Below are 12,072 nucleotides of genomic sequence, written 5' to 3'. Positions count from 1 at the left end.
CATTATTATTCTTGTACACATCGAAACGGATAAGGCTCACCGATAACTCCCCAACCATTAGCCGGAGTAGTCAATTCTCCTGCCGCTATTTTTGTATAATATATCCGGTAGTTATTGCCAGTCTTTGCTATCGTATTCGTTCCTTCGTATCCGGCGGCACCTCCATTAAACATCAAATTTCCATTGGCAAAAGACCGGTATGCCGTGACCGGGAACCAAGCCGCATTATCTTCCGTACGAGGAGAGGGCACACCACTTCCACCGGATACATTATACAGACGTCCACCCCGCTCGTGTGCACTACCATTTTGCACAAACGCTCCATTCGCATTAAACCAATACCCCTGCCCCGTGTTCCAGCCCTTGTACACTGTTTGATAGGGAGTCTTCCATCCTGCCGGACAAGGGTCATAAAGAGTTTTAGAGTTATTATACAAATACTGATACTCCGTAGTAGTTTCATTCAAACTATACCAAGAGCACCTGCTATTGTTCTGATCGCTGCCCGAACCTGTTATAATATTATCAGGATGCTCAATCACATATTGCAACGTATTGCCACCTACTAAAGGAATCTTAGAATAAGCGACCTTTCCCAGTTTTACCCCTCGTCCTTCTCCGTCATAAATAACGTTGAGTTCATTCGCCGTTCCGTCTATCGACCCCAAGAACGGGTCCTTGCGCCCCCAATAGTACAGATAGCCTATCCGCTTTGCAAATTCCAGCAATGAAGCATTCTCACCGGGAAATCCTCCGGCAGTCGCGCACAGATTCCGGTCCATAATCACTTTCCCGACATGCGCTCCTCCATCTTTGAAAGCATCAGTAGCATACTGATGTACACTCCCGTTCTGAGTCAACTGCTGTGCCTGGGCATAAGTGACAGAGGAAGTAATCCCCTGCGGCACATAATCGGTTATCCAAAGGTGCCAGCTCCATACAATCGTACTGCCGGAATAGGCAGCAATCAAGGCATTCCCCCCTTTGCTCACCGGCACTTTAACGTGGATACGGGCTTTTTGCAGATCACCTCCGTCGGTGATACGCGCCAGATTTGAATGATCGTCTCTACTGATGGCATACCCCATCACCAAATCGCCCGACGTAGCATCATCCTTGGTTTGCCAGATCAACTTAACATCCGTTATTTTTTTGTTATCGGCCAGCGTCGCACCATCCGTCAGATGTGTATTCCAACCACTCAACGGAACATTATAACCATTCATCCCCGCTTCGTGCTTATACGGATTAAAACAGATATTCGTACCGGGCTTCATCATGAAGCAGTTGGAGGTCTCCACCAGGTTGGTGCTTAGCACCGGACTCTGATCTAACAGTTGGATGCGTCTGTCGGCCTGATAATTAGTCGATGTGATATGCACATCCCAGTTATAATCCTTATTCTCGTAAAGGTTGAAGTCTGCCGACTCCCGTCCGCCCAGATAAGCACGGTAGTAGAGGCGCTCCTTCTTCTCTACGTTGTCCACCACTAACTCCATGTACGAAGCGGCGGTAGGCGCATTCTCTTTCGTACGATAATAGGCAGAGGTAGCCTTGGCCGAAGCACCCCGCACATTGGCGGGTATCCATACGGTTTTCTCTCCCGCCGCCAGATCAGCGGCATTCGTCAGGCGATAATAATCGACATACTCCACCAATTCGCTCGGATAGGTTTTTCCCCACTCCGTGTCTGTCTCCGTAGGAAGCAGACGGAAGTCAGCCGGCACCTGGCAGAGTTTTACCTCTTTCAGCACATACCCCTTTTGGGTGAGTTTTTTATCATCCACCGTCCAGGTCACTTTCAGCCTGGCAGCCAGCCGCTTGAGCAGCAAGCGGGTATCATAGTTGCCATCCGGACTCTGAAGTTTGCCGTCGGCCGTCACGTTGACGTGAGGCAGATGAAGTATATAGGGCATTTTGTTGATATCGGCTTGCGTAAGTCCGCCGGCCGGAATGGTATGTTTGAAGAGTGTAGTATCCATCATCTGTTTCTGCACATTGGCAAGGTTACCGCTAATGGCAGGTGTCGTATTCCCTTGCCCGCGGACTATCACCACCAACTGGCAATCCGTGGCTTGCTGCAAGGTGAGGGAAGTGGGAACGGTAGAGAAATTCGCTCCGATAGGGACCGTCTCCTTATATTGCACGCTCCCTATCAGATTGCCGCTCCGGTCATACTGCATCAGGTGGAACTGGTAAAGCGCGTCCGGACGGGTGACTTCCCCGGTCCGGGTCTTCGCCGCAGGCAGCAGGCGTGCGCTGAACGCTCCGCCCTCTCCATCCTCTCCGGCACGCGAATCGGCGGGCACCGAAAGCGCGTATCCATCCTCCTCGTCGGCAAAACCGAAAGAAAGAGAAACTTCTACCGGATTTCCTTCACCGGCTGCCGGAACAGACTCACTGAACCGCTCCTCACAAGACGTCACCCCCATCAACAGGGCCGTTACCGTGAGCATACATCCTAACCTATTCATACAACTGCTGTATTTCATCTTACCTCCTTCGTATTATCTAAAATTCACTTCATTCGGGATGATTTCCACTTCATCGAACATGATCACGTTACCATCTGTGATGGTCACCCTTACGTCCGCACTATTGGCTCCGCTGATGTTGACGGTCAGCTTATACAGATAGCCCCTGCGGATATTGTAGTCAGTCATCAGGTTGCCTCCCAAATAAAGAGTATAACTCACCCCGATAGGATCCGTCGCTCCCGTATACGTGTAACTTCCATTCAACCTGATATACGTACAGTTATCAAGTCTATGCCCTTCTATATCACCCGGCCCGTACTTATCCAGATTCTTGTCGGCAAGAGAAGGAGCCGTCCCCATTCCCCGCAGATTCTCGCCCATATAGAACGTACGGGATCCACTGTCATCCAATGCACCCGAACCGACTGATTGCAAGTCCTTGTTTATCATATCCGCATCCACCGGATATTTTACAGACAGCCCTCCTCCTCCACGAGCATATAAAGCCATCGCATTTGGAACATTGGCTATCTCTACTGAATTAATCGTCATATTATTTCCCATAAAGTCCTTTTTGGTCCACGACATTTCAATGGTAGCATAAGCACGCTGCAACGGAGCTATAATCGGTATCGCACCCGTTTCCCCTTCCTCGGCTTTGGGAGTATAGTTAAGCGGACCGGCAGTGAGCAGCGACGGTTGGTCAGTAATGGTAGTGCGCTCAACAGTCTTCCCCATCAGGTCGGCTTCGCTCCCCTTGAAATCTTTCAATGCATCTCCTACATTGGCTATGACGTAGAACCGGCTGGTAATTCGGCTAAAGGCGGCCTCGTCTGTGTTGAGTTCGATCGTCCCGTTATCCAAAGCATCTCCCACAGACGAGAAATAGAAAGTCTTCAATGGTTTGCCGGTGTCATCGCTTTTATACTGCAATACCCACACATTGTTTATTGGTATTGTATTCAATATTCCGCGAGTATCCACCCTCAGCGCCGGAGGCTGTTGCAACCGGAAAGAGAATCCGCCTTCCGGAATGGCGGAAGTATCCTCGCACCCGCACAGCCATCCCGCCAGGACCAAGACGGCAAGTATCCTTACCAATAACACACCATAGATTTTATTCCTACTTTTCATCTTTCTGTTCATTTGTTTTTACCAAGCCCATCGGAATTAATGGTCATCGTCGATTCATAATCCCGCACCGCCAGAGTCAAGTCCCCCGGATTGAGTATTCCATAGAAAGTCAGCGTAAAGTCAAACTGATAGGTCATTCCCGGAAGCAATACTTTCTGGATGCTTGCCGGATAGGTATCTTTCCACACCTTTGCCTCACCGTTATCACTGTACCCCACTTCAAGTTCTATCGCCAAATCAATGGTTGCCGTCCCGTCTACCGGCAGAAGTACTACCGGAGAACTTTCACGCTTCTTCTTCACATCATATCCGGTTCCGTTATTCGTAAAGCCACTGAAAGAATAATTCCCTCCAAAGCTCCCGCCATAGGCATTCCATGCCGAACCGCCCAATGTATAATTAAGCGATTCGCAAAGCCCATTCATCAGGAACGATCTCACCACCAGACTTGTAGGAGTGACCGGAGAGTTAGTATTACCAGCCACCGACACCTGCACCTGTGCCCCCATTCTCTTAAACGGATTGGGCAGCGTCACGCTCATGTGGCTCTCTCCCATCTGGTTGGGTTGTACCACGATTCCTTTCAGCGTAGTATACATAAAGTCTTTGCCGTTCCCGACCGGAATCGTACCGTCCGTCTTTAGTTCCGGTACTTCGGTCGAGGAGTTATACGACACCAGATAAAGATCGTACGTCCCGCGATATAAATAGAGTTCACCCGTGGCCACTCCATTCTTCACCGTATAGGTCTTACCGTCCAGCGGTTGGGTCTTTGTTGTGGAAGCATTGGCCGGAAAAGCGTAAACCTGGAATGTCTTTCCGTCCGCCATATCCGCCGGATCACCGTCCACACGCGTCGACGCCTCTCCTGCCACCAAGCGGCAGAGCCGGAAACTGAGTGCCACCGGCTCTCCTTCATCTCCGCCGGAACCGGACGCCCCGGGCATATCATCCCCCGAACACCCTGCCAGCCCAAGACTCCCCAAGCAGCAAAGGCCACAACCTATCCAATATTTCAGTCTCTTATTCATCATCGTTCTATTTTTGTCACCACAGATTACACAGAATTCTCACGGATTAATAATTTATCCTGGTTGATATTGAAGAGTAAATAATCTGTGTTAATCCGTGTAATCTGTGGTGAAACTTAAATTCCAATACTCGTATTCTGGTTCGCGTCACTCTTCCAGTCATCTATCTTCACCGAACTCAAGCTGCCCCCCATCTTGTCCACCGTGATCTGATAGACGTAGTGGTAACCGGCTTTCCATTCGGCACTTACCGATTTCGTCTCAAACGCATGGGCGTTTTCTGCCGACTCACCATTGATGCGAACCTTCAGGCGGAACGAAAGCACAGTTTCCTTTCCCGTCATCGGGGCTGTCAGGCAACTCACATTCGGTGTAGCCTGCTGCTCTTTCAGCACGACCGGCCTTGCCGCATCGGCAAGCGTCAACAGGGAGGTGGACGACAGGCCATTAAGGACACCGGTCTTCAGGTTCATTGTACCCGTACCCGACTGCAAACGGCTGGTTCCGCTCTGTATCTCTATCTGCACCAACTCCAGCTTATCTTTATTCGCCGAAGCCGACTTCACAATCCGGAAGCTGACCTTTGCCAAAGCGTGCTTCATCCTGAAGCTGACCGCCCGGGCACCCGAAGTGGCCGTGACCGGTGCCAGCCCCGAAGCGGGAGATACTCCATAGAGATAGTCCGGCTGATCCGTCGCCAGAAAATCGGCTGCACCGGCGGTAGTCATCACCGATACGGGTACAGTGTGGTTGCCGTCGGCCTGATGGGTTACTCCCGCCACCGGAGGATGACAGGCATACAGAAGGGCATTGGCGGTAATCACCGGAGCAGGGTCCGCGCTCCAGGAGTTGTTCTGCAGCCGATACTCCGAAAACGGATTGCTGCCATAAGCCACGTGAGCCTCAGTAGTGGCATATACACTGATCGCCTCGACGGCGGTGACGGCCGCACGGGTGGCGGCACTTCCCTCTCCGGTTTCCACTTCCACCCCGGTCAGCCGCAGAGGGCCGCCCGCAGGCAACGGATCGTCCGCCCCGCACGAGGTGAATAAGGCTGCGAGTAGCAGTACGGCTCCCATCGTGCCCTTATGGGCTTTCCTATTCTTCATCGGTCTATATTCTTTCTGTTTCATCTCTCTTCCTTTCTCAGGTTGCGCTTCCCACATTTTCTTCCGTCACATCGCTGAAAGGCGCCACGGTGACACCCGTCAGAATCAGTTCGTTGGTGGTGGTGAAGTTATATTGGTAGTTATATCCCGCCTGTAGCGTAAACGGCGACGTGTCGGTATAAGTCTTTTCCTGTTCCGTCGTCGTTTTCAGCTTGATGGTGAACTGCCGCAAGCCGGGACAGACTATCGCCACATAGGTATGGCGGACGGAAGTCGTCGTGCTTCCCGAGGCGCAATACGGGGTTATGGTTTCCGAGGCACCGGCATCGGTACGAATCCCCGTCCCGGACAAAGAGGCGTTATCAGGTGTCTGCGACGACTGATAAGTCACCACCACAGTCACCTTCGCCGCTGCCGGCGCAAAGGTAAAGCTGCATTTATTTCCGTTCAATACTCCTGCTGCCGTCAACCGGTTGCTTTTCCAGAAATTGGTTGGCGTGCTTTGATCGGCAAGGATACTGCTGAATTCCTCCGGAAAGGAAGCCGCAAAGGACTCTGATCCGGTAGTGGTCAGCGCTGTCTGTCCTTCGGCCAGTCCCCAGCTGCTCTCCGCTTTGCGCTGATAGAGTGCACTTTCGGCAGCACCACCGGATTTCGATATTTTTATCCGGTCGCCGGTGGCGAACGTCCGTTTGTCATAGTCAGCCGCGTGCGTGTCCCCGGCACGGGTCACTCCTTGTCCTATTTCCGCCGATACTTCCAACGGAACAGGCAACGGATCCCCTTGGGCGCACGCCGCCAGAGCCAGCGCAATCCATACTCCTCCTATCCAATTCGTTCTCTTACCGTTCATTGTTCATCATTTAATTTACCACAGAGTGACACAAGGTCACACAGAGGTTATCGTTCATAATTCATCGTTACGTGAGACTTCCCGTATGCGACTCTCCGTTCTCCCATCCTTTGATCTCTTCTCCTACGGGCATCAGGATGTTGTTTTGCAACGTAAGGGTGTAGCTGTAATGGCTGCCCGCCTTCCGCTCGCAAGTCAGGCTGGCGGTATAGCTCACTCCGTTGTAGTCGGTCACCGTGACGGTGACCCGCTGCTGCTGCTCCGTAGGTGATTCGGCTGTCAGCGGTGACAGGATGCCGTGCCAGGTGTATTTCGTCTCGTCCGGACGATACAGGTAGATATCTTCATCAGCGGTTCCGCCGCTATAAAGCCCCTGGCCTTGCACGGTCATATACGCGAAGGGTTGTGTCAACGCATTCTTACCCTCAAATGTCAAGGTCAACTTGGTGTTGCGGTGCACAAAGGCATTCTCGTCTCCCGTGAAGGAGAGCACCCCGGTTGCACCGGAAGTCACCCCGGCACTGGTACGGAGCAAGTTACTGTTGCGGTAGTTCTCACCATCCACACCTCCCGTTTTGTTTCGTTGATCGGCATAAATGCCGGAGTAATCGGCGGGATACATAGCCTGATAGGTAGCTCCCGACTCAAAAAGCAATTCCGAGCCCGCTGCCGAAGGGGCCCACTCTCCTGTGGCGGAAAGCGTATAATCCACCGGAGCGGACGAACTTCCGCCGCGCGTGCGGGTAATACGGATGCGGTCGGCAGTAACGAAAGCGCTGCGGTCGTAACCATTGTCGGCGGCAACGGCACGGGTGGGCGCCACCGTCTGCGCCGCATCCGGCACACCGATTTCGGCGGTCACCGTCAGCGGAGTTCCCTCCGGTACGGAGGGCAACGCCGTGTCGTCGGCACATCCGGCCAACACCGGCAGCAGACACACGATATAGAATTGAATTGCTTTCATACACATTATTTAAAAAATTATCATCCTATCGGATTCATATCCTGGTTTACCGAAGGCTCAACATTCCAAGGCAGAATGGCGGCATCCTTCAAGGTCAGTCCCCGCTTGTCCAGCGTCAACGTATATATGTATTGGTTTCCCCGATCCCATGCCTGGTTGAAGGCATCGGTCGTAAGGGTCAGTTCACGTTCGGTGGCGGTGTTACCCAAACCGGCTTCGCCCAGCCGCAAAGTCAAAGTGACCTGTACAGACGATGCCGCCGCCGTTTTCGGCGACACCAGCCCATAGGCCACGGTAACAGCTCCGGTGGTTCCTACCTGCTGCGGGTTTGCCGAAGGGGTGAAGGTTAGCTCACCGCTTGCGGACAATCCGGACAACGCCCCATCCGATAAAGCCATCGCACCCGAAGTGCCCGCAAGAAAGGGTGTAGCGCCTCCCTCGGCGGTCAGGCGGATGGATTTTACATAATCATATTGTGAATCCGAAGGGCGGCTGTCCGCATTCCGGATGCGAAACACCAGTTGTGCCAACGCATGTTGCAAGTAAATGGCAGGAGTGGCACTTTGGCTGTTGGCAGTGATGGGCTCAGCCGATCCCTGAGTGGAAGTGGCGGAACCATACAGATAGTCATGGACGGAACAACCGTAGTCATTGGCTCCGTCAAAGGTCTGCCCCTCAGGCAGGCTTACCGGAAGTGTGGGCAGAGTGGTTCCACTACCGCCCGTCAACGTCACGGTGGCAGGCGACCAGGCATGGAGCCTTGCCGTCAGGAGACTGACATAGGTAGGCGGGGTGCTGCTCCAACTGTTGCCGGAACCTTGGGTAAAGGTAGCTCCCGCGGCACTGCTGCCGGGATAGAGACTACCGTCCGGAGCTGCGAGGTAGATGCCGATGCTATTGATCCGGTCTGCACCCGTACCGATGCCATTGACAAGGGTACGGCTGGAGACAAGGGTAGCACCGGCATGGATACCGGGACGCAAGGGGACGCGGTCTCCGTCGGTGGCGGAAGAGTCTTCGCCGGAACAAGCACCGAAAAACAGGGCTACGCTCCAAAGGAGTAAAAAGGTAAATGGATGGGGCATCTATTATTTGGTTTAATTCACCACAGAGGACACAGAGTTTTAATGTTCTCAACTGTTCATCGATCATTGATCGCTGATCGTTCATTATTGATCGTTCCGTCCTCTGTGGTGAATGTATTTCATAACTATTACCTATTGTATTTCTAAAGAACCTCCGTCTTTTGCATCCCACTTGGTTACGGTCACGGTGGTGATAGAAAGTTCTTTACCGCTGAGCTTGACGGTGTAGAGGTAATTCTCGCCGGCTTTCCAGGCATTCGTCGTAGCATTACCGAGACTGACCGCATAATCCTGACCGTCAATCTTGAGGGTGACCTCTACATTCGTTTTGTCCTGCGTCGATTCGGGAAGTACCAAGATACTTACTTTTTTCGAAGCGTTCTGGGCTGCGGTTCTGGCAGCGTCAGTGTCAACCGAGGCTTTCTGCAAAGTATAATTCGAGATACCTCGTGTATAGGTCGCTGCCGCAGGGCTGCTTCCCGAGGTTATCGTACCGTCCGAAATCTTCATTGTAGGATTGGTACCGCCATTATTTAGTATAGTGCCGCTTTTGTTAGCAAGCACCAACTTGGTTAACGCACCGGTATTCTTATAAGTATGATCCGCGTATACCCGGAAGCTGACCATGGCAAGGGCATGCTTCATGGAGAGAGTGACCGTTCCCTCTTTACCGGATACGCCTTTTTTATAGCTGGCTTTCGGAGTACTTGTTTGGTCGGCATACATATAGTCCACTTCTCCCGAAGCTGTAAGAAGCGCTGTACTGCTACCGCTATTATCTGTTGAAGCATCAATCGCAGCAGATTCTGTCCCCGGAAATACAGAGATATTCACGGTAGAATTAGCAGTCACCTGCCCGCTTCCGTTCACCTTCAAAGCGGTACCGGTTGTCGCAAGCACCCCGCCTGTTCCCGGTTTATAGGCCGGATAATGCGCATAGATGTTCGCCTCTTCTGCCGAGAGATAAATCTTATCCGTACCGCTATTACTCCAACTGCTGCCAGCATAGGTATAGAGCCCGTAATTATTCGTCGCATTGTTGGTCGTCGCGTTGCTTGCGTATACCGCGATGCTTCCCATCGCAGTTCCGTCCGCAGACGCATCTACGCCTTGTATCGCGCTGCGTGTCAGTGCCACCTGCGGCGACACCTGCAATTCTACTCTTTCCTCTTCGTCCGGCCCTTCTTCGGGCAATGCGCTCTCACCGCACCCTACGGCAAGAAGCATTGCCGGAAGAGCAAGCAGCCAATGAATTTTCATATTATGGTTCATCATGTTTCGTTTTTCTTTTGAGTTCACCACGGAGGACACAGAGTTTTTTTTAGTCTTTCTATCTAATACCTCTTGAATAAATCCCCTCTGTGTACTCTGCGTACTCTGTGGTGAAATTACTCTGTGGTGAAATTATTCCGCCTCCAGGTCACCGTCCACCGTCACCGTAGTCCACGGTTGCGCGGTCACGGAGGTGATTCCTAATTCATGGTCACTGATGGTCAGCGTCACGGTGTGAGACATACCTGCCTGCAACAGATTCTCTCCGGCGACGTAGTTCACCGTTAAACCGCTGAACGTGCCTATGGAGGTTTCTACAGTCAGTGTATAGGTGCCGCCCGCATGTAAAGGGGGCACCTGTATCGTTCCTATTTCCACGGGAGCGGTACCGGTCACCTCGGTTCCCGGTTCGGCAAGGCTCAGTGAGAGTCCGGCGGGATGTTCCTCCGTAGCGCTGAACACCGGCACTCCCGTAGCCAACGTCAAGTCCGCGCAAGGCAGCGCCCCGTTCACCGTAATCCGACGGATGCTTACAGCCACTCCGTCCGTCAGGCCCTTGCAGGCTTTGAAGCAGAGCTGTGTGAGCAGATGGTTGAACTCCAGCGGACGGTCCGCCTTCAAGCGGTTGCCGGCAAAGCGCTCACCTTCCCACTTGTTGCCACGAAGCTCGGCGGCATAAAGCAGGTCGGTCTGTCCCGTAAGCACGAAAGACGCCACGCCGCTTACCGGAACGGCCGCCGGAGCGAAAGCGGTCAGGTAGAGCCAGTCGCCCGAAGGGGGGAATACAGGCTCGGCTTCCGCCACCGCTTTCCACTCCATAGCACCGTCAGTCCGGACCGTGGCGTCCCAAGCGCCTTCGTATGCCTCCGATAAAGAACCGTAGTCACCCTTCACAGTAGAAAGTGCCACCGTAGTTTCGAACTCCTGTTCCGGCAGATTGCCGGTAGCGGCAGCCCTCGACAGCGCTCCGTCCCGGGCGCAGAGCTGCACGGTGACCCTCTCTTCCATCAAGAGAGAGTCGCCGGCGGCCGTACAGCCGGAAACCCATGCGCCCAGCAGGGCGAAGAGGCTTATCTGTGTAAAAGAGTGTTTCGTCAACATGGGCTACAGGGAAATTTATTCTAATGTCGCGCTGCCGTCAGCACCGGCCTTCCATGGAGTCACGGTAGCGGTAGCCGTCACTTTGGTAGCATTCGCACCCTTCGGCTCTTTCACTGTCAAGGTGATCAGGTGGGCTTCGCCTTTCACTGTAGCCAGATCATCTCCGCTCGCAGCCTTAACGGGCACATTGTGGAAAGGAATATCTGTGCCGCCTACATTGATAATGGCGCAAACCGTCAGTTTAGCCGCAGGACGGATCATGACCGGTGTACCCACTTTCACGGCTTCCGCCGACAGCACATTGTTAGAAATGCCCGGGACAGGAAGAGTACCACCATTGATATTGTCCCACGTCACATCGCCATTGGTGGCGTTCACCATGGTAGGACGATAAGCCTCCTGCACCTCAATGCTTTTCAGGCTGACCGTTTTACCTGCCCACTCTCCTTTGCTCTCGGCAATCGGTTCCAGTTTCATCGCAAAATTAAGCTGAGTGGTGAGGTGATCAAAAACCAGAGCGGCTGTTTGCGAGGCCCCGCTGTTGCCGGCCTCTACTTCCTTCGCATACATCACGTCCTGCTGTCCGTCTGTCTGAAGGATCTTTACTGTAGTCGCACTCACCTCGCCTGCGGGAGAGACTGCCGCCAGGAAAGAATTGGTCTCCGCACTTGTCGCATGATGGTAAAGAGTGGGATTCAGCCCTAAAGTGGCGGCAGAACTGCCGCCTACCGTGAAAGTGGTGTTCGACACAGTGGCACGTGCATTCAGCGTTCCGTCATCGGCAACATCGTTCTTGGTGACCGGAGTAAACTCCGTCCAATCTCCCGATGTTCCGTCGTGCATCAGCACGGTAGCTGTCACCTCGGCTCCTTCGGCAGCCACAGCACGGCTGGTGGCCAGACCCTGTACGCTCTGCGACACCCGGATAGGGGTTGCGTTCACCGGACCCTCGGGCAGACTGTCCGTGTCATTGCTTGAGCAGCCCGCCAATAGGAATGCCATGGCCGCTACACTTAATTTCGTTTTCATCATTTTTTTAAGTTTAT

The 12,072-nt window shown here is 53.0% G+C and carries 10 protein-coding genes; all 10 read right to left on the bottom strand.

Features of this window, described 5'->3' with window-relative positions:
• Nucleotides 1–5 precede the first annotated feature (5 nt).
• A complete protein-coding gene (locus JZY04_RS05870; RefSeq protein WP_250707167.1) occupies nt 6–2,474 on the bottom strand; it encodes a DUF4906 domain-containing protein in 2,469 nt (822 codons plus the stop codon).
• 33 nt (nt 2,475–2,507) lie between these two features.
• Nucleotides 2,508–3,611: a DUF4906 domain-containing protein gene (locus JZY04_RS05865; protein ID WP_122141835.1), complete on the bottom strand. Its 1,104-nt coding sequence runs from the start codon at nt 3,609–3,611 to the stop codon at nt 2,508–2,510.
• Between the two features lie 8 nt (nt 3,612–3,619).
• Nucleotides 3,620–4,642, bottom strand: a complete 1,023-nt coding sequence (locus JZY04_RS05860; RefSeq protein WP_122141836.1) for a fimbrillin family protein — start codon at nt 4,640–4,642, stop codon at nt 3,620–3,622.
• A 116-nt stretch (nt 4,643–4,758) separates the two neighbouring features.
• The gene (locus JZY04_RS05855) at nt 4,759–5,775 is read right to left on the bottom strand and encodes a fimbrillin family protein (RefSeq protein WP_250707163.1); all 1,017 of its coding nucleotides are present in this window, start codon (nt 5,773–5,775) and stop codon (nt 4,759–4,761) included.
• A 13-nt stretch (nt 5,776–5,788) separates the two neighbouring features.
• Nucleotides 5,789–6,604, bottom strand: a complete 816-nt coding sequence (locus JZY04_RS05850) for a fimbrillin family protein (protein ID WP_122141737.1) — start codon at nt 6,602–6,604, stop codon at nt 5,789–5,791.
• A gap of 67 nt (nt 6,605–6,671) precedes the next feature.
• On the bottom strand, nt 6,672–7,574 hold the full coding sequence (locus JZY04_RS05845) for a fimbrillin family protein (protein WP_250737503.1): 903 nt from the start codon (nt 7,572–7,574) through the stop codon (nt 6,672–6,674).
• Nucleotides 7,575–7,588: 14 nt separating this feature from the next.
• Nucleotides 7,589–8,653: a fimbrillin family protein gene (locus JZY04_RS05840; protein WP_122141739.1), complete on the bottom strand. Its 1,065-nt coding sequence runs from the start codon at nt 8,651–8,653 to the stop codon at nt 7,589–7,591.
• A 132-nt stretch (nt 8,654–8,785) separates the two neighbouring features.
• Nucleotides 8,786–9,928 carry a fimbrillin family protein gene (locus JZY04_RS05835; protein WP_122141740.1) on the bottom strand — a complete coding sequence of 381 codons (1,143 nt, stop codon included), beginning with the start codon at nt 9,926–9,928 and terminating at the stop codon, nt 8,786–8,788.
• Between the two features lie 129 nt (nt 9,929–10,057).
• On the bottom strand, nt 10,058–10,915 hold the full coding sequence (locus tag JZY04_RS05830) for a fimbrillin family protein (protein WP_250707161.1): 858 nt from the start codon (nt 10,913–10,915) through the stop codon (nt 10,058–10,060).
• Between the two features lie 126 nt (nt 10,916–11,041).
• Complete coding sequence (locus JZY04_RS05825) at nt 11,042–12,058, bottom strand: hypothetical protein (protein ID WP_122141742.1); 1,017 nt, start codon at nt 12,056–12,058, stop codon at nt 11,042–11,044.
• Nucleotides 12,059–12,072: the final 14 nt, after the last annotated feature.

The organism is Bacteroides sp. 11BF, assembly GCF_019633765.1.
Classification (GTDB): Bacteria; Bacteroidota; Bacteroidia; order Bacteroidales; family Bacteroidaceae; genus Bacteroides; species Bacteroides hominis.
The sequence above is the reverse complement of the archived record's forward strand: the minus strand, read 5'-3'. Positions and strand labels throughout refer to the sequence as shown.